This is a genomic window from Melioribacter sulfuriphilus (assembly GCF_052656625.1).
Genome location: NZ_JBQXXK010000009.1, coordinates 95,971 through 120,616 on the forward strand (window position 1 = coordinate 95,971; position 24,646 = coordinate 120,616).

Sequence of the window (24,646 nt, forward strand, 5' to 3'; positions counted from 1 at the left end):
GTAATTTTATGTTCAAGAGAACTTTTATTTTTATTTCGATTGGATTCGTTTTCTATTCCTGCAGCCTCTGGAAAAATTTTACTACTTATTTCAACACCTACTATAATGCAAAAACAATTTTCGAACGCGCTGAAGAAGATATCCTTAAAGAACAAACAGATCCATTTATTTTTAGAATGGAAAAAGTCCGACCTCAACTCGATAAAGAGTTGACGAGGGTTATCGAAAAGTGCTCTAAAATATTACAGTTCGATACAGAATCTTCGTATTTCGACGATGCGCTTTTCCTTACCGGCAAAGCATTTTATTATCAGCAGGAATATGCGAGAGCTCAACGTAAATTCATTGAATTGTCTGCCATCCCGGAATCGGAATATGCCCTCGAAAATAAATTGTGGCTGGCTAAAACACATCTGCAACTTCGAAATTTCGAAGAGGGTCTCAACCTCATCGAAGAAGTAAAAAAGACAGCTCTTGTCGACGAAGATTATGAGTTATTTGAAAAAGCTTCGATAACTAAAATTGCATTTCTTCTATTCAGGGAAGAATACGAAAATGCAGTAGACGAGTGTAATTCATTTCTTACTAATGCCGAAGACGACGAAACGGTGGCTTTGATTTATTATCAGCTTGGTAAGATCCATCTTATCCTTGACAACAAAGAAAAAGCGCTCGAATCTTTTGCAAAAGTTCTCGAATATTCTCCCTCCTTCGACGTCGAATTTGAAAGTAGAATTGAATACGCCCGACTTTTAAGAGACCTGGGCAAAGTCGAAGAGAGCGAGGAAATGATTAATGATTTGTTGGGCGAAGGTAAATTCAAGGAACAGGAAGATAGGATTATTCTGGAACTGGGTAATATTTATTATGAAAAAGAAGAAATTGATAAAGCTCTTGAGATTTACAAGAATATCGATACCACATACAAAAAGAAAAATTCTGCTGTCTCTGCCGATATTATGATCGGAAAAATTTATGAACTATACAAAGGAGATTTTGATAGTGCCTACAAATATTATAATAAGGTGGTTACTTCTCCTTTAATTGACAGGGAATTGAAAGCCGAGGTAGTATCGCACAATAAAGTAATGGATAAATATTTCAAACTGAACGACCAAATTAACGACTTAAATCTGCAATATATTTACATGGTGAATCCTGACCGGTTCATACGCGATTCGGTCGATTACGATATTGCATACAAACAATACCTCGAACAGAACCGCCAAAAAATGGAACGGAATACTGCTCGAACAAATAACCCTTTGAGAAGGAGCAAAGAAGGCGAGTCCCAAGAGGATACCGTTGCCGTTAAAGATACAACCGTAAGCGACACTACTGATATGTCGGAAAAAAATCAGTCGCTAATCGACTTAATTGCAAAAGGAAAAGTCAAAAAGCCCGCGCGACCTTCAATTAGTGTCGATTCGATTAAATCTTTAATAGCAGAGAATCTGTTTGAAAAAGGAAATTTGTTTTATTCAGAACTGAACAATGTTGACTCTGCATTGTTTTATTTCAACAAAGTTCTGGAAGAGTATCCAGAAAGTCAGTTCAAGGTTAATACACTTTACGCGCTTGGTACATATTACGAAGCCGAAGGGAACAAAGAAAAAGCCGATAGTCTTTTTAAAATAATTTATGATAATTATCCCCGACATAAATTATATACAGCGGCTGGTAAGCAACTCGGTTTAATAGAAGATGCAACTGAAATAAAAGAAGTTGATGATCCTGTCGAAAAGTTATATGTTGAAGCTGAAGAAAAATATTACCAGAAAAATTATAACGAGGCAATTGCGGCATTTAAAAATATTTATCTTCAGCATCCCCGTTCACCCTATGCACCAAAGTCAATTTATTACATCGGATTTATCTACGAAGAACAGGCGAAGAACGATTCAGCTGCATTTTACTATAAAATATTGACTTCCAAAGATTACCTTTCGACGCCTTATGGAAAAGCTGTGGCTGCAAAGTATAATACATACAAAGATGAAATGGAACGACTTGAGAAAGAAAAAGCCGAAAAGATAAACGCATCTAAGGATACCGTAAAAACGAGGGAAGTACATGATGCTGAAAAGACGGTTGACTCAGTTAATGTGAAAAAAGAAATGATGAAAAGGGAATTAATTCAAGAGGAAAAATCCGAAGGCGTTAAACAGGATACTACAAAACATCCAGTAATTCAACACGAAGAAAAAGCCGATTCTGTGAAGAAAAAGCTTTTGAAATGAACCGCAAAAAAATATTGGAATTAATAGAAGGAGGTGAAAGTTTATATGTTGAATTCAAACAGCGCTTCTCCTCCTACGAAAAGATTGCCAAAGAAATGATGGCTTTTGCAAATACGCGCGGTGGCTATCTTTTATTTGGAGTGGACGACGATAAAAAAATTTATGGCATCGAAAGTGAAAAATCCGATCTCGAGTTAATTGAAAAAACCGCACGTGAATTTATTGAACCACCTATCGAATATTCTACCTCAGTTATTCCAATTAATGACAAAGAAATTATGGTCGTGGAAATTAAAGAATCTAAACTTAAACCCCATAGACTACAGGATTATAAACCCAACCTTGATTTAAATAACGCAATTGTGTACGTCAGGATTAACGATAAAAGCGTACAGGCGAGTAAAGAAATGATCAAGTTGTTACAGACACAGTCAGCAGGCGTGTCGTTAAAAAATTATTCTCTTGGGAAAAACGAAAAAATTGTTTTTGATTACCTTGACAGGCATGAAACGATAACCGTTAAAACTCTTTGTAAAATTGCGAATATCTCTGAACGTAGAGCGTCGCGTACTTTAATTAAACTTGTCCGTGCAAATATTTTGCTGATTCATATTAACGACAGAGGGGAAAGCTATTTTACATATGCGGGCTAATTATTTGTATCGTAAATCCTCCTTAAATCGAAAATCGATATGCCATAAGCAACCGCTACATTCAACGACTGCTTTATTCCGTACTGAGGAATTTCAATTGAAATATCGCATAATTCGAGTATATCGTCGGTTACTCCGCTGATTTCATTCCCAACTACTAGGCAGAGCGGAAAATCATTTTTTGTTAGATTATAATACGGTTTGCTGCTATCGGTCAATTCCAGTGCACAAATTTTAATGCCTTTAGATTTAAGCTCATTAATAATGCTTTTGGTATCTTTAATATATTCCCAGGCTACGCTCTCTTCAGCACCAAGCGATGTTTTGAGGACTTCTTTTTTCGGAGGTGCAGGAGTGAACCCACACAAATACAATTTTTCTATCATGGCTCCGTCCGAAGTACGCAATATCGAGCCTACGTTGTAGCTACTTCTGATATTGTGAAGGACAGCGTAGACGGGCAATTTTTTTACTCTATGAAGCGTATCGAGTGTGCTTCTGTTTTTTGAAATTTCTTCGTGCGATAATTTTCTCATTGTCAAAATTGTTTGTCAGTTAATTTCAGGCCTATTATTCCAAGAATAATCATCATAATAAAAAATATTCTTAAAAATTCTTTCGATTCGTTAAAGAAGAACATGCCGTAAATTACTGTACCAACTGCTCCAGCGCCTGTCCATACAGCATAAGCAGTTCCTATCGGCAATTCTTTTGAACCGAGTGCAAGAAAATAAAAACTAAGTAGCATTGTAATTATGGTAAAAATGCTCGCTTTAAGATTAGTAAGTCCGTTGCTGTATTTTAAGCCAACAACCCAGCTTATTTCGAACAAAGCGGCAATTAATATGTAAATCCAACCCATACAAAAAAATTTTTTTTACAAAGATAATAAATACGAGAAGATATTACTTGAGAACTTTGAAGTAGAGAGTATCAGCAAGATACGAACCGAAAATACCAATGGCATCGCCTTCGAAGTTCATCAACGGTTCATGGAAATTACCATCTGGTTCCTGAACGTTGTTATGAGTTAAAAGGAAGCGACGGAAATTTTCGTCCCCAGCATAAATTATTAAACGGTATCTGCCGTAGAACCAGGTATCGAGCCACTCGATCTCATATTCAATTTTTTCTGCCGATGAATTTACGTACTGAAGCCATTTAAGCTGATTCCTCAAATTATCAAAATTCTCGTCGAGGTCCGACGAATCGACAGCGATATATGGATTATCGTAAATAAACGTAGAATATGAAGCATCGAGTGCAACTATTGAAAAAGCATAAAAGTCCGTTCCAGGCGATGGTTTAAAGACAACTTTGAAATTTTTGACATTGTTATCAGTTTCCTTCTGACGGTATTTCATCGAATCGAGTACCGACTCTCCACGTATGACTTCGAAACCTTCTGCAGGCGTAGTCGTTACGCTTGAGGCTCTGAGACGATAACCATCAATATCAGCTTCAACTGTTAGGCGGTATGACTTATTATATTTGATAACAAAATTGTCCGAACCCTCAAATGAAAACATTGAATCGTTGTAGGAAAGGAGTTCTGTAGTCCCTGTTTCAATCTCTGTAATCTTAACGTTGGCATTTTTTAGAATAAGATCAAAAGGATTTGGTTGAGTGTTAATCGGGAAATTTCTGGTTATACGAATTCCTTTTATGGAACTCCCTGGTATAAGATACCCTTCAACTACAATTTTCGGTTTGTACTGTTCGGTACCAATTTCAACGGTACCTTCACCGCATGCTACCAGTAACAAACTAAGTATTGCTAATAAATATTTTTTCATTTTATCAGAATTTTATTGTAATGCCAATACTTGGAAGAATTGGAAACATTGTTACATCTTTAACTTTCAATCGTGCAGTATTATTTTCAATTTCATTTTCGTATTGAATAAACCATACATTTTTTCTATTGAGTAGATTAAATACCTGAATGTAAGGAGAAAGTGACCATCCATCGTATAATATTTTATAATTGATACTAAGATCGAGTCGTGCATAATATGGTAACCTGAATTCATTTATTCCTGAAGGATAAAGTTGTAAACTGTTCTTGGTTAAGTCCCAGTCGGGAACAGAATTTGCAATATAAACTGAAGCGGGGAGTGTAATTGGTTGTCCTGAAAAGTACGTGAAGTTTAATCCCAGATTCCATTGCTTTTTGCTATTAGTAAATTTCCTTCCGTATAATTCGTTGAATAGATTGTTTAGATCAGCATTGAGTACAAAATTTATTGCATGAGTTCTGTCGTGTCTGGGATTGAAATAATTGTTATTGTTAACGTTATTAATTAGATATTCTGTTTGTGCGTAAGAATAGGCCAGCCAGCCAGTTAATGCTCCAGCGTCTTTTCTGAGCAGAATTTCAATGCCTTTCGAATGCCCATCACCGCGGTTGAACAAACCTTTGGTTGAAGCAAAGATGGGTAAATTGTCTTCCGAATAACCCTGCGGTTCCACTTCCGCTGTATAATTGGGATTGAAGGAGTAAATGTTGTTGTATGTTTTATAATAGCCCTCAATTTCCAATTCGACATTTTTAGTGAGCATGCGCTGGTAACTGAGGATGTAATGGTTTGAACTGGAACCGTTTATGTAATCGTCGGCACTGACCCAGATGCTTACGAAAAATAATCTCGGAATTCTGTTTGCATATTGATGAAAAATTCCGGTGGAAAATTTAAGGTTGCTCTCCTCAGTTAGTCTATATTTGATTGTCAAACGCGGATCGAGATTACTAAAATTTTTGTCGGAATCGAAATAATCGTAGCGCAGACCCGTTTCGATATTCCAGAGAGGATTTGGATTCCATTGTGCACTGAAATAAAGTGAGTAGAGAGTTCTGTGTTTCGATACATCGATGCGCGCAGACGTGAAACTCTGTTTTAAAGCTCCGTTAATATTCTTTTGTTCGAAACCCAATTTAAAATTAAACTCTTTGCTATAGAAATAATCAATCGCTCCTTTAAAAGTAAAATCCTCAATTCTGTTTTCCTCTCTGAATTCAACTAGATCAATATTAAAATCAGAGAAAAATCTACTGGCGGTTATCCAGAAATTTCCGAAAAGTTTTGGGGATAATATTGTTTTCCAGTTAATACTCCCCGTTTGATTTCCCCAAACATATTTGAAGCCGAATGATTGAGGACGGTCTTCATCCAACTTGAAATCGAGGTCGTCTATGCCGCCATAAAAACTTATGCTTAGTTTATTTTTATTATTAATATCAAAAAAGGCTTTTAAGTTACCATCCAGAAAATAATAGTCTGGTATGTCATCAATTACTTTTGCAAGTGTTTGATCGAGGTAGGTACGGCGCAATGAGCCGGATAGCGAACCAATTTTACCAATCGGTGCTTGTAAAGTAGTATTTAATGTAAGAAGACTTAATGTAGTTTTCCCTTCGAAATTTTTTCTGTTACCGTCGTTGTTGGTAACGTTTATTACTGCCGATAGGCGACCACCATATTCGGCGCCGAATCCTCCTTTATATACTTCTACTTTTTTAATTGCATCAGTATTGAAAGTAGAAAACAATCCGAATGCATGTTCGGGATTGTAAACATCCGTGCCGTCGATTAAAAATAAATTCTGATCAGGTGTACCACCCCGCACATATATTGCTGAGGAAAAATCGGATACAGGCACAATGCCTGGCATGCTTTGTAGTGTGCGTAACAGGTCGGCTTCTACTACTTGTGGCACTCTGCTCAATTGAACGGGGGTAAGGTCAATTTTCGATACCGGTTTGTTGAAAAGTCTTTCTGGCACTCCGACCGAATCGGCTGAAACCACAACTTCCTGACTTTCAACAGCTTTCGGAGTTAATTTAATATCGAGCCTTTTTTCTTCCCCTTTTTTAATTGTGAATTTAGTAGAAAAAGTTTCGTAGCCGATATAACTTGCCGTAAGCTCGTATGTCCCTTCGGGAATATTTGGGATAGCATAGTAACCACTGGTGTTCGAAGCCGTTCCCAGATTGATCCCTTTAAGATAAATATTTGCTCCGATTAGAGCCTCGCCATTGGAGACGTCGTATATAAAACCATTAATAGTTCCTTTCTGCTGAGAGTAAACAAGAGACGAAAAAAGGAAACAAATTATTATCAGTTTTTTCATTCGAATAATTGGAAAATTTATGAATATATGACGAAACAACTTCAAAAAAGTTAGCGACGTTTTACTTCTCTCAGATAAAGAATTTTGCCCGAGTCTTTTTCTATGCATTTAACAAAATATTCGTCGCCGGTTAAATTCTGAAATTCTGCCAAAATAATGTAATTGCAGATACATCTGCATAAGTTAGCTGCGGTGTCTTTGACTGCTATGTTGATAGTGTCTCCCACTACTTTTCCATCTACAGCAAATCGGTTGGAATCGGGACAGCAGTTTCCTCTTACGCAAAACTCAACTACTAAATTTTCGTTAAAGCTGTAATTAAAACAACTGTCCTTTGCAGCGGTTGACTTATCCAGACTATTCTGGTACAAGAGAGTTTGACAGCCATCTAATTGCTCGAACCTGAAATTATGTGCTTCTGGTTCGGTATTCGACACTTCACAACCGTATGATGCTATAATTATCGAAATTAGAATTAACGATCGATTTATCATTAGTAGCCTCGCGCCCTTAATTTCAATGCCGTTTTATATCCGATATCGTGAATTTCAGTATTGTCGCTGAAAAGTCCCCATCGGCTTATCAGTTCTATCCTTTCATAGAGCACCAGAGATTTTGAACGCGTATCGTATACTTTTATTATAAAAGGCTTATAAGAAACGTTTCGATCGTGAAAAGATGAACTGCGTGGCTTAATATCCTCGTCAATCCTTCCGTAGACAATTAAATCGCAGTCGATGATTTTTTTTATCGAATCTGCAATCTCAGAATCGATGTCGGAAAATGAAATGCCGAGACTATCAAGTTTTTTCCACACTGTATCGTTTGCCAGTACTAAATAATTTTCTCTCATAAAGCCCGTCTTGAGAGAGTGATACAATTCTGTCGATACATTGAACTGTCGTTCATAAAAAGGTAATATGAGGACAGTTTTTGCTTTTTCTACTGTTGATTGCGAATAAACCTGAATAAACGAAAGCAGGATAATAATTGCTGCTTTCATGATTGACTCACTTTTAATTAGTTATATTTAACTGCCAATTGCCCACAGGCAGCTGCAATATCGTCGCCTTGAGTATCTCTAATGAAAACGCTTATGTTGTGTTGTCGCAATTTATCTGCAAATTTTATTATTTCTTCGTACGGAGTCGGTTCCAGTTCTGCCGAAATTCCGCCTGGATTCATATGCTTAATGCTATTAAATGGTATTATGTTAATTTTAGATGGAATCTGACTGCACAATTTAACTAATTCTTTTATATCTTCGTTTCGATCGTTAATACCTCGAAGCATTGTGTATTCGAAAGTAATTCGTGTTTTTGTTTTGGCCGCATAATATTTCAATACTTCAATATTTTTTTCGAGGGGATATTTTTTATTGATTGGCATAATTTTATTGCGGATTTCGTTAAATGCAGAATGGAGTGAAAATGCCAGTTTTACACGAAGGTTGCTATCAGCAAGTTCCCTTATTTTTTCCGGTATTCCTGCGGTCGATACTGTGATTCGATTGCGACTCAATCCTTTAGATAATTCGTGTGTGAATATTTCGATAGCTTTCAACGTATTTTGGTAATTGGTTAATGGCTCACCCATCCCCATAAAAACTATATTTGTTATTTTTTCTTTGCCGTTATTAGAAGCAATTATGAGGTACTGATCAATTATTTCTCCAGCTGTCAAATTTCTTTTAAAGCCCATTAATCCCGTTGCACAGAATTTACAATCGAGGGGACAGCCTACCTGTGTCGACAAACAGAGTGTGTTTCTTTCTCCGTCGGGAATCAATACCGATTCGATTTTGTGTCCGTCATTTGTTGAGAACAAATATTTAATCGTTCCTGTTATGGTTGAATGTTGTTTATCCAGTAATGTAAGAGTAGTAAATTCTGTTTCTTCGGCCAGTCGCATGCGCAAACTTTTGGGAAAATTTGATAGTTCCATCGCATCAAATACAATATGATTATAGAGCCAGTTAAAAAGCTGATCGCCGCGATATTTTGCCTCGCCGATCGATTCGAAATAATTGCGCAGTTCACTCAGCGTCTGACCTTTTAATATTTTTTTGGGATTGTCTTTCATAATTCCAAATATAAATACTCCATAAATTAATTGCCTGTCAATAATTTGGTTGATATTCGGAATTCCATTCCTTAGTTTCATAAGAAATAAAATAATTTTAACGAATGCCAGGAGTCTTTATGGATTTTAACCTTACAGAGGACCATCTTTTAATTCAACAGACAGCCAGAGAATTTGCGGAAAACGAAGTAGCTTCATCTGTGGTGGAACGCGATATTAACGCCGTTTTTCCGTACGACCTGGTAAAAAAATTGGGGGAGCTGGGATTCATGGGCATGATGGTGTCGACCGATTATGGTGGGGCAGGACTGGACACAATTAGTTATGTACTGGCTATGATTGAGATTTCGAAAATAGATGCAAGTCTAGGAGTAATTATGTCGGTTAACAATTCACTGGTATGCTACGGTCTGGAAGAATGGGGGACGGATTATCAAAAAGAGAAATATCTTAAACCCCTGGCGCGGGGCGAAAAACTTGGGGCTTTTGCATTGTCGGAACCCGAAGCCGGTAGCGACGCTACTCACCAGCATACATCTGCTTTTAAGAAAGGTGGTAAATGGATTATAAACGGTACTAAAAACTGGATTACTAACGGTATTAACGCGGACTATTATTTGGTCTTTGCTCAAACCGATAGGGAAAAACGTCATAAAGGTATTACTTGTTTCATTGTAGAAAAAGGGATGCCGGGATTTACACAGGGTAAAAAAGAGGACAAACTGGGCATCAGAAGTAGCGACACTTGCTCACTATTATTCGATAATTGCGAAGTGCCCGAAGAAAATATTTTATGGGAAGTCGGCAAAGGTTTTAATGTGGCAATGAACACCTTAAACGGCGGTAGAATTGGCATCGCTGCACAAGCCTGCGGCATTGCCGAAGCTGCTTTTTCGGCAGCAGTTAAATATTCAAAGACTCGGAAAGCTTTCGGCTCCGAAATTGCAAATCTACAGGCTATCCAGTTCAAACTTGCCGATATGGCGGTTAACCTCGAAGCTGCCAAACTTCTAACCCTTAAAGCAGCTTTTATGAAAGACAGGCAGATGGATTACATCGAAGCAGCAGCAATGGCAAAATTGTATTCTTCAAAAGTTGCGGTCGAGAATTCACTCGAAGCCATTCAAATACATGGCGGCTATGGTTATGTTAGAGAGTATCATGTGGAAAGATATCTGCGCGACGCTAAAATTACAGAAATATACGAAGGCACTTCTGAAATTCAGAGAATTGTTATTGCACGAGAAATCTTGAAACATTTCAATTAATTTTTTAGAGGGCGGAATTCTCATCTCCGCCCTCCATCTTGTAGTTAAAATTAATTATTTTAGTGAACCTTAACTTTAAGTGAATGATGATACGAGTATTACTGTATATATTGATTTTCGGCACAACATTGAACGCACAAGCCGAATGGATTAAATGGAGCGCGGTTGAAATTAATTATGTCGACTATGGCATTGATGAGGTTCAACAGAATGATTACGACTTCCTTGTTTTCCTTGCTAACGGCTATCGTTTTTTAATTTCCGATATTGACGGCGACAATTGCCCCTTCGAACCTTCATGTTCGGCATTCTTTGTGAAATCAATCAAAGCGGAAGGATTATTTAAGGGATTTCTCATGTTTTCTGACAGGTTTCAACGAGATATCAATTTTTTCAAAGGACTTAATCATTATCCCGTTTCGAAGAAGGGTAAATTTTACGACCCTCCCGAAATCTATTCGCTTTCACCGAAAAAATATCAGGCGATTCTGAATGACGATAAATAGGCTTCTTGTAATTTTTCTTCTCTCTTTTCTTCAATTAAGGCTTGTAGCTCAAACAGCCGACATCGATTTTTACTCCCCAGAATTACGGCTGAAATTTGCCAATTACCTTTATAGTACAAATGATTATTTAAGAGCTCTGGATGAATACAAAACCTATCTTAAATCTTCGTATAACGACACTGCTCTCTTTAAGTACGCTGACTGCTTTTTTAACATGCAGCGTTATGAAGAAGCCGCAGCAACTTTCAAATCACTTTTCTTTAACTCGAGTTTGGAAGATAAGGCAAAATTAAAATTTTACCTGTCGAATTTTTTGACGGGTAAATTCGATAATTTCAGAAAACTGGCACAACATGAAGTTTATCAACCGGAAGTATATCGTGATAAAATGAAATTACTTTCTGCAATATCTTATCTGTATGAAGGCAAAAAAGTAGAGGATACGACCGCATTCTTTGAGATCTTCCCGGATTCAAACAGATCCGAAGTAAAAAGTCTCTACTATCTTAAACTTAATCCACCACTTAAGAGCGAATTACAAGCCGGACTTCTTTCAGCTTTTATTCCAGGAGCTGGAAAAATTTATACAGGCAATTTAAGCGACGGCGTCACTTCGTTTATAGTTACAGGACTAACAGCTTATCTTTCCGTATCGGCTTTTCAGCATAATCATAAATTTAGAGGTTATCTTTTTGCCGGAATAGCAACAGCATTTTATGCAGGAAATATTTATGGCTCGGTTGCTTCGGCAAATATTTATAATGCAAAAATCCGTATAGAAATTGCCAAAAAAATTAAATTTTATTTTCATTCAAGAAATTATTATTTACCGGACTTAACACTACAATGAAAAAGTTTCTCTTAATATTACTATTTGTTGTAAGTCCCATAAATGCTCAGAATTCTCTGGAGTTTTTGAAGGCAAAAGCAGACAGTCTTTATAAAACTCATAATTATTTTGATGCTATAACAGAATACAAAAGGCTCATTTTTTTTGCAGAGACGACTAATCGTCAGCAGGAATACTCTTACTATTGTAATCTGATGATAGGAAAATCTTATAAAGGAGGTGCGCACTTTGACGATGCGGTTAAATATTTTTTTAAAGCAGCGCTCGATGCTAATGATGCCAATAGCGAATTCAGGGCAAAAATCGAAATGGTCAAGGTGAATATTTTGAGAGGGACACTTCCACGAGCCAGCGAAATCATTCATGAAATGGAGAATGATGCGAGATTCCAGAATAAAAAAGATTCGCTTTTATACTGGAAGGCATGGATACACATTTTTGATGAAGATTGGGAATCGGCTTATCAGATTCTGAAGGAAAATCAATTGTCGTATGAGATGCAGCGAATTTGCAGGAATGTTATCGAAGAAAAATATTCGGTTACTTTTGCAAAAACAATTTCTTATATTGTGCCGGGAAGTGGTCTCATTTATACTGGCAATTATCTACAAGGACTATTATCTCTCGGATATAACATTTTGTTCGGTTATTTTACGGGGGAGGCTTTTGCGGCTGAACGTATTTTCGACGGAATGGCAAATGGCGCTCTTTTATGGTTACGTTTTTACAGAGGAAGTATCCAAGCTGCAGAAAAAAGTGCACACAAAAGAAACAAAGAAATTTTTAACCGTGCGCTCGTTTATTTCCAGTTAAATTATGACGGAGCAAAACCATGAAAATAACGGAAGACGTTATTAGAAAAATTACACTCGAAACAATCGAAGAACTTGGTCTGGGAGCTTCAAAAGATGAGATTAAAAATGCAGTCCGCTCCAAAATCGAAAAGATGAACATTGACAATATAAATCTGGAAGACAAGAGTATGGATTCGGGCAAGGTGATTCTCACCTCGTTCGGATTGAATAAACCCGGCATAGTTGCTGCAGTCACAAAGGCGCTTGCCGAAAATAGTTGTGATATCCTCGACTTGAGTCAAAGAATCATGGGAGACTTTTTTACAATGATAATGATTATCGATATTACTGCTTCTCCAAAAGATTTGAACGCAATTCAAAATGAAATGCAAAAAGTGGCTGACGACCTTAAAATTAAAATTTATTTGCAGCATGAGGATGTTTTCAGATTTATGCACAGAATTTAATCGACAATCACAAATAAAGATTATCTGATATGCAATACGAATTCGAAGAAATTCTTGAAACTATACGGATGACAGAAATTGAACACTTTGACATCCGTACGGTTACAATGGGAATAAGTTTGAGGGACTGTTCCGACAGAAACATTAAAGTTACTTGTCAGAAAATATACGATAAAATAATTCGTTACGGGAAAAATCACGTTAAATATGCAAAAGAAATCGAGTCGCATTACGGAATTTCGATTGCCAATAAGAGAATCTCTGTTACCCCGATTTCCATACCGTTTGATTCCTGCAAAGAAGAGGAATTCATCGAAATTGCGCGTACACTTGACAGAGCTGCGGAAGATATTGGTATTGACTATATCGCTGGATATTCAGCTCTTGTTCAAAAAGGAATGACAAATGGCGAAGCTGAACTAATTAATTCGATACCCCAAGCGCTTGCTTCGACGAAGCGTGTTTGCTCGAGTGTGAATGTCGCTTCTACAAAAACAGGGATTAATATCGACGCTGTTAAAATGATGGCTGATGTCATTAAAAAAACAGCCGAATTAACAAAAGAAAACGATTCGATCGGATGCGCCAAGCTGGTCGTATTTGCCAATGCAGTTGAGGACAATCCATTTGTTGCCGGTGCATTTCATGGAGTTAGCGAACCGGAAGTGGTGCTCAATGTCGGAATTAGTGGCCCCGGCGTTGTACTCGATGCAATCCGTGAAGCAGGGCATGTTGACCTGCAGCAACTTGCAGAAGTAATTAAAAAAACAATTTTTAAGATTACACGTGCAGGTGAATTAATCGGTAGAAAAGTAGCCCAAAAAAACGGTATTCCCTTCGGGATCGTCGACATATCACTGGCTCCCACACCGGCTGAAGGAGACAGTATCGGAGATATTCTTAAAGCCATGGGCCTGGAGGATGTTGGAGCTCCGGGAACTACGGCTGCTCTGGCTATGTTGAATGATGCAGTAAAAAAAGCCGGCTTGATGGCAAGTTCTTCAGTTGGAGGCCTAAGCGGCGCTTTCATTCCAGTTAGTGAAGATATGGGTATGATTCGTGCCGTTCAAAGTGGAAATCTGACATTAGAAAAACTTGAAGCTATGACTGCTGTCTGTTCTGTGGGACTCGATATGATTGCTATACCAGGAGATACCCCAGTCGAAACAATAGCTGGTATTATTGCCGACGAATCTGCTATCGGAGTTATTAACGATAAAACTACTGCTGTCAGAATTATTCCTGCTTTCGGCAAAGGCGTTGGCGATTTTGTTAATTACGGCGGCTTGCTTGGTAAAGCTCCAATTATGGAAGTTAAAAGACTTTCCAGCGCCGCTTTTATAAATAGAGGAGGCAGAATTCCTGCCCCTATGAGAAGTCTTACTAATTAATTTTTTCAGGAGGTATGATGAAAAAAGGTTTAATTATTACACTGGGCATAGTTGCAGCACTTGTCATTCTCATTCTTGTTATAGTGGGATGGGGTGTGGGCATCTACAATAATCTGATTGGTTTGAACGAAAAGGTCAATCAGGCATGGAGCCAGGTTGAAAATCAATATCAAAGACGATACGATCTGATCCCAAATTTAGTTGAAACTGTAAAAGGCGTGGCAAATTTCGAAAAAGAAACTTATACTGCTGTTACTGAAGCAAGGGCTAAAGTCGGTCAAATACGACTATCGCCTGACCAATTGAGTGACCCTGAAGCATTTAGAAAATTTCAGCAGGCTCAGGATGGTTTGAGCAATGCATTATCGAGATTGCTGGTTGTTTCTGAAAATTATCCTCAACTGAAAGCAAACGAAAATTTTCTGCAGTTACAGGCTCAGCTCGAAGGAACGGAAAATAGAATTGCCGTCGAAAGAATGAAATATAATCAGGTAGTACAGGAATACAATACTCAAATCAAACGTTTCCCTGCTTCTATTATTGCAAATATGTCGGGTTTTAAAGAAAAAGAGTATTTCCGAGCCGCAACCGGAGCGGAAGAAGCTCCCAGAGTTCAATTTTAAGATGTACAATTGATGAAAAAAATTGTCTTATTAATATTTTTAATTACAATTCAGTTGGCGGCTCAGCCGGAAATACCTCTTCTGAAAAATTATGCCAACGATTTTACTTCAACACTTGCACAACAGCAATTGAGTGAGCTTAATTATTTACTCAAAAGTTTCGACGACTCAACTTCTACACAAATTGTTTTTCTTATGATTCGTTCTTTACAAGGTTACCCACTCGAATATTATACCTATGAAGTTGCAGAAAAAAATAAAATAGGAAGGGCAGGTAAAAATAACGGAGTTTTATTTTTTGTTGCAAAAGATGACCGGAAAATGCGTATCGAAGTGGGATACGGCCTGGAGGGAGTTTTGCCCGATGCGCTCGCAAGTTCAATTTTACGAAATGAAGTAAGGCCTTATTTTAAGGAAGGCGATTACTATTCAGGCATAAAGTCGGGCATAGCAGCTATTATGATGGCTGTCAAAGGTGAATATACTAATGAAAAACGGGAAGAAAAGGACGATATAAAATTACCGATCGGTTACATAATAATGATAATACTTTTCATACTTTTAACCAGAGGTGGAAGGAGAGGGGGATTACTGCCGTGGCTGGTTATCGGTTCGATGGGAGGTAGAGGTAGCGGTTGGAGCGGCGGGTCCTTTGGAGGAGGATTTAGCGGTGGAGGAGGTTCTTTTGGAGGCGGAGGTGCAAGCGGAAGCTGGTGATATTTCAAGAGCGAAAGTCCTTTTTCCCTTGAAGTTATATTATCCTTTTATTATTATTTCATTGGTTTTAGAAAGATTTTAAGCTAAATTTTCTTTTATCAAATAAACCAGGAGATTTGAAAATGGCTATAATGATTACTGATGAATGCATCAATTGCGGCGCTTGCGAACCGGAATGCCCTAACAATGCAATTTATGAAGGCGGTGCTGAATGGTCACTGGGAGGTAAAACCTATGGCCCTGACGATCCGGCTCCATCCGGTGCTACTGGATTTTTCTCGCACGATTACTTTTACATTGTCCCCGACAAGTGTACTGAATGTGTTGGTTTTCACGACGAGCCTCAATGTGCTGCTGTTTGTCCAGTCGATTGCTGCGTTCCCGACCCCAAGCATGTAGAAGACAAAGAAACTCTCCTAAAAAAGAAAGAATATCTCGATTCGTTAGGGAGATAATTTTAAATTCCCGAAGCTTCAGAAGCTTCGGGATTCTTTTATTTAAGGTGGACATCTATTACTACTTCAGCTACAACAGGAAAATGGTCTGAAGGATAGTACTTATTATTACCTGTCAGTTTGTATGTTTTAATTATCTCTGCATCCACTATTTTAAAATGATTCGAAACGAAAATAAAATCTATTTTATCTCCTCTATCGTCGCCTATAAAACGATGATATGTCCCCTCGTGGCTTGATTTTGCATGGACAAAACGGTAGGTGTCCTTAAAGCCGCTGTTTAATATTAACTTTATAGTTTCTTCGTCTTCGGAACTGTTGAAATCTCCAGTTATTATAGTGGGAATATTCTCATTGATTTTACTGAGTAACAACTGGGCGCTCTTAATTCTCGATTCTTTCGATTTGTGGTCAAGATGGAGATTGTAAATTTCAATTACATTTCCTGTGAATTTGTCAAAAAGCCGGGCCCAGCTACTTATTCTTGTAATTTCGTTACCCCACGATTTCGAACCTGGAATTTCAGGTGTATCAGAGAACCAGAATGTTCCGCATGTATCAACTATAAACCGCTCCCTCAAATAGAATAAGGGTGAATATTCTCCACCTGTTTTGCCGTCATCTCTCCCAACCCCCACGTAAGCATAATACGGAAATTGATCGAGTGTTTCATCGAGCTGAAATTTGAGTACCTCCTGCATCCCTAACAAATCTGGATAATAATTTCTTATTACATCGAAGGCAACTTCTTTACGATTGCTCCAGCTGTTAATTCCGTCTTCGGCGCTGCCATATCGAATATTAAACGTCATTACTTTTATGGCAACGGCATCTTTTTCTTCTTTTTTTATTAGATTTGCAGGAGAACAACCAAGCAGTGCAAGCAAAATGAGCAGCGTAGCTGAACTCAACAGTCTGTGTTTGATGTTCATGATGTACCTTCATCTTAATTGATGTTTTTTTCCAAAAAACATAAGAAAAATTAATGAAAATAGATAGATATCAACTGATTCCACTTGAGACATGCAGTTTCAAACTCGACGGCGGCGCTATGTTTGGCGTTGTACCGAAAATATTGTGGGAAAAGACAAATCCCCCCGACGAAAATAACAGGATTGTTTTGCATGCGCGCTGTCTTCTCTTAAATTCTCCAGAAAGAAAAATTTTAATTGATACAGGTGTCGGCGCAAACTGGAGCGAAAAATTTTCAAGCATTTATTGTATCGATAATTCACTCTTTTCAATGGAAAAGTCGTTGTTGCAAAACGGCATACGTCATGAAGAAATAACGGATGTTATTATAACGCATTTACATTTTGACCATACGGGAGGAGCAACAAAATTAGTTGACGGCGAGTGGCAACCCTCATTTCCCAATGCCACTTATTATATTCAGAAAAAGCAATATGAATGGGCAATGAACCCTTCTTTGAGAGATAAAGCGAGTTACTTTAATGAGCGGTATCAACCTCTTGTAGATAAAAATAGGGTTGTTTTTACAGAAGGTGATCAAAAACTTACTGAAGGAATTGAACTAATCGAAGTTAACGGACACACATTTGCGCAGCAACTTGTTCGAATTTGCGATTCGGATACGACACTCCTTTACTGTGCCGACCTGTTCCCGTTTACCTCACATATTCCTTTGCCATACATTATGGGATACGACCTCCAACCGCTGGTAACTTTGAAAGAGAAAACTGAAATACTTAACAGAGCGGTTGAGGAAAACTGGATTTTGTTTTTTGAGCACGACCCATTTAGTGCTGCCGCAACGCTCGAGCGCAATGAAAAGGGAACAATCGTTATCAAAGAAAAATTCGATAAACTGCCATGAAGGTACCCGACGGTTTTGTAAAAGTCTGCAAAATCAATGAATTAAAAGAAGAAGAAGGGAAACAATTCTTTGTTGATGATGTGGAAATTGCATTATTCAAAATCGATAATAATGTATATGCTATAAGTAATATTTGTCCGCATCAAAAGACTCATCTTATGTATGACGGTATTATTGAAAACGAATATGTAATTTGTCCTTTGCATGGCTGGAAATTTAATTTGAAAGATGGCCGTTTGCCTAATGGGAGTCGTGGTATACCTGTATATGAAGTAAAATTAATCGGAGACGATGTATTCGTGAAAATTACCGATCGATTCCCGGATTGGTGAAAAACAATACAGAATTTTCGGTCAAATTATGAAACTTACAAATGAAATCGTAATTGAAAAAGCAAGAGAAATTGGATTCGATTTAATCGGTTTTGCTCCATATCAAATTTTACGAGATGAAGCAGACAGGCTCGCTCAATGGCTCGATCGAAAATACCACGCTGGCATGCAATACATGGAAAGAAATATCGAAAAAAGAGAGGACGTTAAAAAAATATTGCCCGAAGCAAAATCAATTATCAGTTTGGGGCTGAATTATTATACAGACGAAAAGCATTCTAATTTGCCGGGACACGGAAAAATTTCAAGATATGCCTGGGGTAAAGATTATCACCTGATTATATGGGATAAACTCGAACTACTCGAAGAAGAACTAAAGAATCTGGACGAGGGCTTTATATCGAAATCTTATGTAGATACAGGTCCTGTAATGGATAAAGTATGGGCTCTTAAAGCCGGCCTCGGCTGGATGGGAAAGCATTCTAATATCATAAACCGATATTTAGGCAGCTGGTTTTTTATTGCCACATTAATAAATAATCGGGAATTCGAATATACTGGACCAGTAAATGAACTATGTGGAACGTGTCGAGCTTGTATCGATGCATGTCCTACAAATGCCATTGTTCAGGATTACGTTGTTGATGCTAACAAATGCATTTCATACTTAACAATCGAGAATAAAGGGGAGATACCGCGGGAGTTCAAAGGTAAGTTTAACAGCTGGCTTTTCGGTTGCGATATCTGTCAGGATGTATGTCCATGGAATAAAAAATTTTCTTCGTCTACTAACGAGGAAGCTTTCAAGCCGTTGATCGGGAAAGAATTATTAATTGAAGATATTCAAAATATCACTGAGGAAGAGTTCAAAGAAAAGTTTTCTATTAGCCCAATCAAAAGGTCGAAAGTAAATGGTCTAAAACGAAACGCAAAATTTCTGCTTGATTCTGAAACGGATTGAATATATTTACATCTAACGAAATTAAAATACGGGAGATATTATGAATAATAATCATCACAAAGTAATTATCATTGGATCGGGACCGGCGGGTTTAACAGCTGCATTATATACTGGAAGAGCAAATTTGAATCCTTATGTTTTTGAAGGGATGCAACCCGGTGGACAGTTGACAATAACGACCGAAGTAGAAAATTATCCTGGATTCGAAAACGGGATTCAAGGACCTGAATTAATGGACATAATGAGAAAACAGGCTTGTAAATTTGGTGCCAAATGTATATTCAAAAATGTAACAGAAGTCGACTTTTCAAAACGTCCCTTTGTAATTAAAGCTGAGAACGAAATTCACACAGCAGATTCTGTAATTATTGCCACAGGAGCATCAGCAAAATTACTTGGACTCGAGAGCGAAAAGAAATATATGGGATACGGAGTGTCGGCATGTGCAACGTGCGATGGATTTTTCTTTAAAGATTTGAAAGTGCTCGTAGTTGGTGGTGGCGATACTGCAATGGAAGAAGCTACTTATTTAACAAAATTTGCTTCTGAAGTTACAATTATACACCGAAGAGATGAATTCAGAGCTTCTAAAATTATGCTCGAACGCGCACAAAAAAATCCAAAAATAAAATTCATAACAAATTCCGTTATCAAAGAAATACTGGGTAAAGAAGAAAACGGAAGAAAATCTGTTACCGGTGCAATTCTCCAAAATACTAAAGACGGTTCGACAACAGAAATTCAAGCCGATGGAATTTTTATAGCAATCGGACATCAACCCAATACATCGCTTTTCAAAGGCCAGCTCGAAATGGATGAAACGGGATATATAATTACTAAACCTGGTAGCACTCATACTAGCGTAGAAGGTGTGTTCGCTGCAGGTGATGTTGCAGATAAAAAATACAGACAGGCTATTACAGCAGCAGGTACAGGATGTATGGCGGCTTTAGATGCACAACATTGGCTGGAAGAAAAAAATTTAGCTTAAAAAGGAAGGGAGGCATTGCCTCCCTCTTTTATTTTACTTCCAGCAGTTCAACTTCAAAAATCAAGAGTGAATTCGGTTCGATAACCTCGCCGGCTCCAGTTTCTCCATAACCCAATTCCGGTGGAATGTAAAGCACCCACTTATCGCCGACGTGCATCAATTGTAATGCTTCCGTCCAGCCTTTTATAACTCTATTGAGTTCGAATTCAGCGGGTTCGCCTCTGTCGTAAGAACTGTCGAAAACTTTACCATCGATTGTTGTCCCCTTGTAATGCACTTTTACTATACTATTTTCTTTTGGCGAAGGACCATCGCCCTTTACTAGTACTTTGTATTGTAATCCGCTTGGAAGAGTAACTACGCCTTCTTTGTTTTTATTCTCAGTTAGAAATTCATCAGCTGCCTTTTTGTTCTTTACTTTTTGTTCGTCGATCCTGGCATTGCGCATTGCAATCAGTTTTTGATTTAGTCTGATCATCATTGTCTGAATCTGACTTTCGGTCAAAAGTGACTTTCCTTCCGATTGATCTTTCAAGCCGTGATACAAAACTTCATAATTAATATTTAATTGAGGGTCACTGATATTCTTCCCGATACTTTGTCCTACGCTATAACTGATCGAATCTTCCGCTGTCTTCAGAATGGATTCCTGCTGAGCTAAACTTACTGTTGCAGAAATGAGAAGTAATACGAATATTTTGCTTAATTTCATTTGTACTCCCGTAAATTAATAAATTGTGATTGTTGAAAATATATCCTGTCTCTGTGAATAGCAAATAAATTGACTAATCTTATTCCATGCATTATTTTTATTACATCAATCGGGAGATTAAGTTATGAAGAAGATAATATACTTGTTATTAATTCCATTCGTCGTTATGACGGCACAAACATTTTACGGCGATATTCCTTTAGCCCACACTTATTCCATTGTTGCTTACGATTCAACTACGGGCGAAATTGGCGTTGCCGTTCAATCGCATTGGTTTTCTGTTGGCACTGTAGTTTGCTGGGGAGAAGCAGGAGTTGGAGTTGTGGCTACTCAATCGTTTGTCAATGTATCTTTCGGACCGAAAGGATTGGAACTTCTGAAAAAAGGATATAGTCCGAAAGAAGCTGTAGATCAACTTCTCAAAGAAGATGAAGGAAGGGAATACAGACAGTTAGCCATCCTCGATGCCAGAGGAAATGTGGCAGCTTTTACGGGCAAGAATTGCATTCAGCCTGCCGGACACATCGAAGGGAAAAATTACTCAGTTCAAGCCAATTTAATGTCGAACGACAAAATTTGGAGTGCAATGTCAAATGCATTTGAAAATTCAAAAGGTCCACTTGCCGAGAGAATGGTGGCTGCATTAGAAGCAGCAGAAAATGCTGGCGGCGATATCAGAGGCAAACAATCTGCCGCTTTATTGGTCTTTTCTGGTAAACCAACGGGTAAAATATGGATCGATAAATTGATCGACTTAAGAGTAGACGACCACCCCGAACCGATAAAAGAAATTAAAAGGTTACTTAAAGTACACCGCGCATACGAGCATATGAATAACGGCGATCTGGCTGTTGAAAAAAATGACATGGAAACTGCTATGAAAGAATATTCAGCTGCTATGAAAATGTTTCCCGAAAACCTTGAAATGAAATACTGGACGGCTGTTACTCTGGCCAATAACGGAAAAGTGGAAGACGCTCTCAAGCTTTTCAAAGAAGTCTTTGACAAAGATAAAAATTGGAAAGATCTTACGCCGAGACTTATTCCCAATGGATTATTGAAAGTTACAGAAGAAAATCTGAAATTAATTTTGGATTTATAAAATTAACGGAGGAGTGTGAAAAATCTTTCTCTTATGTTTCTTTTAGCTGGTTTATTATTTGCACAGAACAAGCAACTTAAAACAGTTGACCACGTCGATATTAATAAGTATGCTGGTCTCTGGTACGAAATTGCAAAAATACAAAATAAATTTCAGGATGATTGTATTAAAGGAACAACTGCACTTTACACAATAACTGAAGATGGCAAAATAAAAGTGGTAAACTCCTGTATCGATAAAGAGGGTGAATTAGATAAAGTTGAAGGTGTGGCAAGAATTGTCGATAAAAAAACGAATTCTAAACTTGAAGTAAGTTTTTTCAGCATTTTGGGTTGGCGACCTGTGTGGGGCGATTATTGGATTATCGGACTGGATAAGGATTACAAATGGGCAATAGTGGGAACACCTTCTCGAAAATATGGATGGATTTTAAGTCGTACCCCTGAATTAGAAAATAAAGTCATGGAACAAATTTTTTCAATTTTGAAACAAAACGGTTACAATCCCAATGACTTCATATTCAGCAATAAATAGATAACAAAAAAATTGGCTGGTTGTCAGAATTAAAGGAATAAAATTATGAATATATCAACCGCCTTTTAGCTTAGAGTTGTTTGTTAATCATCCATTTTCTTTGACTAATAAAATATAAGCTCGTCATTTTATTCGAGTTGGTGTTTCTGATAGTTATTCAAATCGATTTGCTACTCGAACTTGAACTCCTTTGGTGTACCAATTGATTTTAACAAATAAGCTATACGAGCAGTGTTCTCGACAAGTTCTGCATTGTTTAGCAGTTCGTCGAGATCTTTGCCAACGACGAATACACCGTGATTTTCCATGAATACTACTTTTATAACTTCGTCTTTATATAAATTGGTAATTTCATCGATAAGCTCGTTTGATCCTACTGGATAGTATTTAACGATACCGCTCTTTGCGAGTAGCTTAACGGATTGCTGAGTTACTGGAGGCACTTTCATACCAGCGGTTGCCCATGCAGTTGAATAAGGAGCGTGCATATGAAGAATTGCACCCACATCTTTTCTAATTTTGTAGATGTTACCGTGAATAGGAGCTTCGTGCGAAGGAGTCCTTCCTTCAATCACATCATTGTCAAATGTCATAGTCGTAATTTTGTCGTAGTCGAGGTACCCGAGCGAATATCCAGTTGATTTAACAATAAACTTATTTGTGCCGGGAATCTTTACACTGATATCCCCTCCAGAGCCCCAGAAAAGCTGACGGTCGTAACATCTTCTGGCAGTTTCAATCAGTTTATCCTTATATTCCTTGTATTCAATGTTCGGTTGTGTAGCACATCCGAAAATTAATATTAGAAAAAGGGTAACTATTTTTTTCATCAGAAACCTCTTTTTATTGACACTAAATTTAATAAATTTATAAAATTCTCTTACCTGAATTGAATTGCACTACTCTGTTCGAATATTTTTATATTTACACCTCGTAAAATTTATAGAAACTTTTACATACAAGTTTTGTTAAACCGTACGATTTTAAAAAATATTGAGGTGGCAAATTGGACATTTCGGCATTAAACGAAAAAATCAGACGTGAAAGCGAGTTCATTGACATTCTGTTTAATGAGATCGGCAAAGTTATTGTCGGTCAAAAATATATGCTCGAACGGCTGGTTATTGGATTATTGAGCAACGGGCATGTGCTCTTAGAAGGAGTTCCAGGCCTGGCAAAAACTCTTGCCATAAAAACTCTTGCATCGTCAATGAAAGCAAAGTTTCAAAGAATTCAGTTCACACCGGATTTATTACCTGCAGATTTAGTCGGTACGTTAATTTATAATCAAAAGGATGGCAACTTTGCAATTAAAAAAGGACCTGTATTTGCGAATTTTATACTTGCAGACGAAATTAATAGAGCGCCTGCTAAAGTTCAAAGTGCATTGCTTGAAGCCATGCAGGAACGACAGGTGACAATCGGTGATACGACGTTCAAACTTGACGAGCCATTTCTCGTTCTGGCCACTCAGAACCCGATTGAACAGGAAGGAACATATCCTTTGCCCGAAGCACAGGTCGACCGTTTCATGCTGAAAGTTAAAATTACATATCCTTCCAGAGAGGAAGAACTAAAGATAATGAAACTAAATTCGTCTAATAATTTACCCGAAGTTAAACAGGTCATAAATCCTGACGACATTCTGCGTGCGAGAAATCTTGTACACGAAGTTTATATGGATGAGAAAGTTGAAAAATATATACTCGATATTGTGTTTGCTACAAGAAATCCAAAAGATTACGGTCTGGACGAACTCACCGACCTTATTAGTTACGGCGCTTCTCCAAGAGCTTCTATTAATCTCGCGCTGGGCGCAAGAGCCATGGCCTTTATTAGAAGAAGAGGATATGTAATTCCCGAAGACGTCCGTTCTATTTGCTACGACGTTCTGAGGCACAGAATTGCAGTAACTTACGAAGCTGAAGCCGAAGAAATTACTTCCGAAAAAATTATTCAGACAATACTTAATAGAGTGGAAGTGCCTTAATATTCAGATT

General features: G+C 37.7%; 28 protein-coding genes. 18 read left to right on the forward strand and 10 right to left on the reverse strand.

Features of this window, described 5'->3' with window-relative positions; genetic code table 11:
- The first annotated feature begins 8 nt into the window (after positions 1-8).
- Together ACUN8G_RS12490 and ACUN8G_RS12495 are read left to right on the forward strand one after the other, a co-directional pair.
- Positions 9-2,240, forward strand: coding sequence for a tetratricopeptide repeat protein (locus ACUN8G_RS12490; protein ID WP_437345252.1), 2,232 nt, complete (start codon positions 9-11; stop codon positions 2,238-2,240).
- Positions 2,237-2,893, forward strand: coding sequence for an AlbA family DNA-binding domain-containing protein (locus tag ACUN8G_RS12495; RefSeq protein ID WP_437345251.1), 657 nt, complete (start codon positions 2,237-2,239; stop codon positions 2,891-2,893). Before ACUN8G_RS12490 ends, ACUN8G_RS12495 begins: the two co-directional genes overlap by 4 nt.
- Here the strand turns inward: ACUN8G_RS12495 and ACUN8G_RS12500 are convergent.
- Genes ACUN8G_RS12500 through rlmN form a run of 7 tightly spaced genes read right to left on the reverse strand, consistent with a single transcriptional unit; the run spans position 2,890 to position 9,187 of the window.
- Positions 2,890-3,429, reverse strand: coding sequence for an RNA methyltransferase (locus ACUN8G_RS12500; protein WP_437345250.1), 540 nt, complete (start codon positions 3,427-3,429; stop codon positions 2,890-2,892). The two genes, ACUN8G_RS12495 and ACUN8G_RS12500, sit on opposite strands and share 4 nt — an antisense overlap.
- A gap of 2 nt (positions 3,430-3,431) precedes the next feature.
- Positions 3,432-3,755 carry a DMT family transporter gene (locus tag ACUN8G_RS12505; RefSeq protein ID WP_437345249.1) on the reverse strand — a complete coding sequence of 108 codons (324 nt, stop codon included), beginning with the start codon at positions 3,753-3,755 and terminating at the stop codon, positions 3,432-3,434.
- Between the two features lie 43 nt (positions 3,756-3,798).
- Positions 3,799-4,689, reverse strand: a complete 891-nt coding sequence (locus ACUN8G_RS12510; protein ID WP_437345248.1) for a DUF4249 family protein — start codon at positions 4,687-4,689, stop codon at positions 3,799-3,801.
- Between the two features lie 4 nt (positions 4,690-4,693).
- Positions 4,694-7,024 carry a TonB-dependent receptor gene (locus ACUN8G_RS12515; protein WP_437345247.1) on the reverse strand — a complete coding sequence of 777 codons (2,331 nt, stop codon included), beginning with the start codon at positions 7,022-7,024 and terminating at the stop codon, positions 4,694-4,696.
- Between the two features lie 50 nt (positions 7,025-7,074).
- A complete protein-coding gene (locus ACUN8G_RS12520) occupies positions 7,075-7,518 on the reverse strand; it encodes a hypothetical protein (protein WP_437345246.1) in 444 nt (147 codons plus the stop codon).
- Entirely contained in the window at positions 7,518-8,027 is a 510-nt protein-coding gene (locus tag ACUN8G_RS12525) for a hypothetical protein (RefSeq protein WP_437345245.1), read from the reverse strand. The genes ACUN8G_RS12520 and ACUN8G_RS12525 overlap by 1 nt, the downstream gene beginning before the upstream one ends.
- A 17-nt stretch (positions 8,028-8,044) precedes the next feature.
- Complete coding sequence (rlmN, locus tag ACUN8G_RS12530; protein ID WP_437345244.1) at positions 8,045-9,187, reverse strand: dual-specificity RNA methyltransferase RlmN; 1,143 nt, start codon at positions 9,185-9,187, stop codon at positions 8,045-8,047.
- Positions 9,188-9,225: 38 nt separating this feature from the next.
- Here rlmN and ACUN8G_RS12535 point away from each other — a divergent pair, with 38 nt between their 5' ends.
- The 9 genes from ACUN8G_RS12535 (at position 9,226) to ACUN8G_RS12575 (ending at position 16,177) form a co-directional block, all read left to right on the forward strand.
- Positions 9,226-10,374 carry an acyl-CoA dehydrogenase gene (locus ACUN8G_RS12535; RefSeq protein ID WP_437345243.1) on the forward strand — a complete coding sequence of 383 codons (1,149 nt, stop codon included), beginning with the start codon at positions 9,226-9,228 and terminating at the stop codon, positions 10,372-10,374.
- An 83-nt stretch (positions 10,375-10,457) separates the two neighbouring features.
- Positions 10,458-10,880 (forward strand): membrane protein insertion efficiency factor YidD, encoded by a 423-nt coding sequence (gene yidD, locus ACUN8G_RS12540; protein WP_437345242.1) that lies wholly within the window; start codon positions 10,458-10,460, stop codon positions 10,878-10,880.
- The gene (locus ACUN8G_RS12545) at positions 10,867-11,730 is read left to right on the forward strand and encodes a tetratricopeptide repeat protein (RefSeq protein ID WP_437345241.1); all 864 of its coding nucleotides are present in this window, start codon (positions 10,867-10,869) and stop codon (positions 11,728-11,730) included. Before yidD ends, ACUN8G_RS12545 begins: the two co-directional genes overlap by 14 nt.
- The gene (locus ACUN8G_RS12550) at positions 11,727-12,566 is read left to right on the forward strand and encodes a hypothetical protein (protein ID WP_437345240.1); all 840 of its coding nucleotides are present in this window, start codon (positions 11,727-11,729) and stop codon (positions 12,564-12,566) included. The genes ACUN8G_RS12545 and ACUN8G_RS12550 overlap by 4 nt, the downstream gene beginning before the upstream one ends.
- Before the next feature lie 146 nt (positions 12,567-12,712).
- The gene (locus ACUN8G_RS12555) at positions 12,713-12,991 is read left to right on the forward strand and encodes an ACT domain-containing protein (RefSeq protein ID WP_437345783.1); all 279 of its coding nucleotides are present in this window, start codon (positions 12,713-12,715) and stop codon (positions 12,989-12,991) included.
- Positions 12,992-13,020: 29 nt separating this feature from the next.
- On the forward strand, positions 13,021-14,382 hold the full coding sequence (locus ACUN8G_RS12560; RefSeq protein WP_437345239.1) for a PFL family protein: 1,362 nt from the start codon (positions 13,021-13,023) through the stop codon (positions 14,380-14,382).
- Positions 14,383-14,399: 17 nt separating this feature from the next.
- Positions 14,400-15,005, forward strand: a complete 606-nt coding sequence (locus ACUN8G_RS12565) for a LemA family protein (protein WP_437345238.1) — start codon at positions 14,400-14,402, stop codon at positions 15,003-15,005.
- Between the two features lie 12 nt (positions 15,006-15,017).
- Positions 15,018-15,722 (forward strand): TPM domain-containing protein, encoded by a 705-nt coding sequence (locus ACUN8G_RS12570; RefSeq protein WP_437345237.1) that lies wholly within the window; start codon positions 15,018-15,020, stop codon positions 15,720-15,722.
- A 122-nt stretch (positions 15,723-15,844) separates the two neighbouring features.
- Positions 15,845-16,177 (forward strand): 4Fe-4S dicluster domain-containing protein, encoded by a 333-nt coding sequence (locus ACUN8G_RS12575; protein ID WP_437345236.1) that lies wholly within the window; start codon positions 15,845-15,847, stop codon positions 16,175-16,177.
- A 38-nt stretch (positions 16,178-16,215) separates the two neighbouring features.
- Here the strand turns inward: ACUN8G_RS12575 and ACUN8G_RS12580 are convergent, their stop codons facing one another.
- On the reverse strand, positions 16,216-17,109 hold the full coding sequence (locus ACUN8G_RS12580; RefSeq protein WP_437345235.1) for an endonuclease/exonuclease/phosphatase family protein: 894 nt from the start codon (positions 17,107-17,109) through the stop codon (positions 16,216-16,218).
- A 53-nt stretch (positions 17,110-17,162) separates the two neighbouring features.
- On the opposite strand from ACUN8G_RS12580, the gene ACUN8G_RS12585 reads away from it, so the two are divergent.
- The 4 genes from ACUN8G_RS12585 to trxB are packed head-to-tail and all read left to right on the forward strand — an operon-like array spanning position 17,163 to position 20,298.
- A complete protein-coding gene (locus tag ACUN8G_RS12585; RefSeq protein ID WP_437345234.1) occupies positions 17,163-18,014 on the forward strand; it encodes an MBL fold metallo-hydrolase in 852 nt (283 codons plus the stop codon).
- Entirely contained in the window at positions 18,011-18,346 is a 336-nt protein-coding gene (gene nirD / locus ACUN8G_RS12590) for a nitrite reductase small subunit NirD (RefSeq protein WP_437345233.1), read from the forward strand. Before ACUN8G_RS12585 ends, nirD begins: the two co-directional genes overlap by 4 nt.
- Before the next feature lie 28 nt (positions 18,347-18,374).
- A complete protein-coding gene (gene queG, locus ACUN8G_RS12595) occupies positions 18,375-19,307 on the forward strand; it encodes a tRNA epoxyqueuosine(34) reductase QueG (RefSeq protein WP_437345232.1) in 933 nt (310 codons plus the stop codon).
- Positions 19,308-19,347: 40 nt separating this feature from the next.
- Positions 19,348-20,298: a thioredoxin-disulfide reductase gene (trxB, locus tag ACUN8G_RS12600; RefSeq protein WP_437345231.1), complete on the forward strand. Its 951-nt coding sequence runs from the start codon at positions 19,348-19,350 to the stop codon at positions 20,296-20,298.
- Positions 20,299-20,326: 28 nt separating this feature from the next.
- Here the strand turns inward: trxB and bamJ are convergent, their stop codons facing one another.
- Complete coding sequence (gene bamJ, locus ACUN8G_RS12605) at positions 20,327-21,010, reverse strand: BamJ family beta-barrel-assembly machinery protein (RefSeq protein WP_437345230.1); 684 nt, start codon at positions 21,008-21,010, stop codon at positions 20,327-20,329.
- A gap of 124 nt (positions 21,011-21,134) precedes the next feature.
- Here bamJ and ACUN8G_RS12610 point away from each other — a divergent pair, with 124 nt between their 5' ends.
- On the forward strand, positions 21,135-22,112 hold the full coding sequence (locus ACUN8G_RS12610; protein WP_437345229.1) for a DUF1028 domain-containing protein: 978 nt from the start codon (positions 21,135-21,137) through the stop codon (positions 22,110-22,112).
- A gap of 15 nt (positions 22,113-22,127) precedes the next feature.
- Positions 22,128-22,646, forward strand: coding sequence for a lipocalin family protein (locus tag ACUN8G_RS12615; RefSeq protein WP_437345228.1), 519 nt, complete (start codon positions 22,128-22,130; stop codon positions 22,644-22,646).
- Between the two features lie 170 nt (positions 22,647-22,816).
- On the opposite strand, the gene ACUN8G_RS12620 is transcribed toward ACUN8G_RS12615, so the two are convergent.
- Positions 22,817-23,476: a class II aldolase/adducin family protein gene (locus tag ACUN8G_RS12620; protein ID WP_437345227.1), complete on the reverse strand. Its 660-nt coding sequence runs from the start codon at positions 23,474-23,476 to the stop codon at positions 22,817-22,819.
- 176 nt (positions 23,477-23,652) lie between these two features.
- Here ACUN8G_RS12620 and ACUN8G_RS12625 point away from each other — a divergent pair, with 176 nt between their 5' ends.
- Positions 23,653-24,636 (forward strand): AAA family ATPase, encoded by a 984-nt coding sequence (locus tag ACUN8G_RS12625; protein WP_437345226.1) that lies wholly within the window; start codon positions 23,653-23,655, stop codon positions 24,634-24,636.
- Positions 24,637-24,646 lie beyond the last annotated feature (10 nt).

Bases quoted from the DNA above. Each gene is read 5' to 3' on its own strand.
- ACUN8G_RS12525 (WP_437345245.1), bottom strand. From the start codon at position 8,027: ATGAAAGCAGCAATTATTATCCTGCTTTCGTTTATTCAGGTTTATTCG.
- ACUN8G_RS12555 (WP_437345783.1), top strand. From the start codon at position 12,713: ATGGATTCGGGCAAGGTGATTCTCACCTCGTTCGGATTGAATAAACCC.
- nirD (WP_437345233.1), top strand. From the start codon at position 18,011: ATGAAGGTACCCGACGGTTTTGTAAAAGTCTGCAAAATCAATGAATTA.
- rlmN (WP_437345244.1), bottom strand. From the start codon at position 9,187: ATGAAACTAAGGAATGGAATTCCGAATATCAACCAAATTATTGACAGG.
- ACUN8G_RS12580 (WP_437345235.1), bottom strand. From the start codon at position 17,109: ATGAACATCAAACACAGACTGTTGAGTTCAGCTACGCTGCTCATTTTG.
- ACUN8G_RS12565 (WP_437345238.1), top strand. From the start codon at position 14,400: ATGAAAAAAGGTTTAATTATTACACTGGGCATAGTTGCAGCACTTGTC.
- queG (WP_437345232.1), top strand. From the start codon at position 18,375: ATGAAACTTACAAATGAAATCGTAATTGAAAAAGCAAGAGAAATTGGA.
- trxB (WP_437345231.1), top strand. From the start codon at position 19,348: ATGAATAATAATCATCACAAAGTAATTATCATTGGATCGGGACCGGCG.
- ACUN8G_RS12610 (WP_437345229.1), top strand. From the start codon at position 21,135: ATGAAGAAGATAATATACTTGTTATTAATTCCATTCGTCGTTATGACG.
- ACUN8G_RS12550 (WP_437345240.1), top strand. From the start codon at position 11,727: ATGAAAAAGTTTCTCTTAATATTACTATTTGTTGTAAGTCCCATAAAT.
- ACUN8G_RS12500 (WP_437345250.1), bottom strand. From the start codon at position 3,429: ATGAGAAAATTATCGCACGAAGAAATTTCAAAAAACAGAAGCACACTC.
- ACUN8G_RS12570 (WP_437345237.1), top strand. From the start codon at position 15,018: ATGAAAAAAATTGTCTTATTAATATTTTTAATTACAATTCAGTTGGCG.
- yidD (WP_437345242.1), top strand. From the start codon at position 10,458: ATGATGATACGAGTATTACTGTATATATTGATTTTCGGCACAACATTG.
- ACUN8G_RS12520 (WP_437345246.1), bottom strand. From the start codon at position 7,518: ATGATAAATCGATCGTTAATTCTAATTTCGATAATTATAGCATCATAC.
- ACUN8G_RS12495 (WP_437345251.1), top strand. From the start codon at position 2,237: ATGAACCGCAAAAAAATATTGGAATTAATAGAAGGAGGTGAAAGTTTA.
- ACUN8G_RS12505 (WP_437345249.1), bottom strand. From the start codon at position 3,755: ATGGGTTGGATTTACATATTAATTGCCGCTTTGTTCGAAATAAGCTGG.
- ACUN8G_RS12620 (WP_437345227.1), bottom strand. From the start codon at position 23,476: ATGAAAAAAATAGTTACCCTTTTTCTAATATTAATTTTCGGATGTGCT.
- ACUN8G_RS12490 (WP_437345252.1), top strand. From the start codon at position 9: ATGTTCAAGAGAACTTTTATTTTTATTTCGATTGGATTCGTTTTCTAT.
- ACUN8G_RS12535 (WP_437345243.1), top strand. From the start codon at position 9,226: ATGGATTTTAACCTTACAGAGGACCATCTTTTAATTCAACAGACAGCC.
- ACUN8G_RS12545 (WP_437345241.1), top strand. From the start codon at position 10,867: ATGACGATAAATAGGCTTCTTGTAATTTTTCTTCTCTCTTTTCTTCAA.
- ACUN8G_RS12560 (WP_437345239.1), top strand. From the start codon at position 13,021: ATGCAATACGAATTCGAAGAAATTCTTGAAACTATACGGATGACAGAA.
- ACUN8G_RS12515 (WP_437345247.1), bottom strand. From the start codon at position 7,024: ATGAAAAAACTGATAATAATTTGTTTCCTTTTTTCGTCTCTTGTTTAC.
- ACUN8G_RS12510 (WP_437345248.1), bottom strand. From the start codon at position 4,689: ATGAAAAAATATTTATTAGCAATACTTAGTTTGTTACTGGTAGCATGC.
- bamJ (WP_437345230.1), bottom strand. From the start codon at position 21,010: ATGAAATTAAGCAAAATATTCGTATTACTTCTCATTTCTGCAACAGTA.
- ACUN8G_RS12575 (WP_437345236.1), top strand. From the start codon at position 15,845: ATGGCTATAATGATTACTGATGAATGCATCAATTGCGGCGCTTGCGAA.
- ACUN8G_RS12585 (WP_437345234.1), top strand. From the start codon at position 17,163: ATGAAAATAGATAGATATCAACTGATTCCACTTGAGACATGCAGTTTC.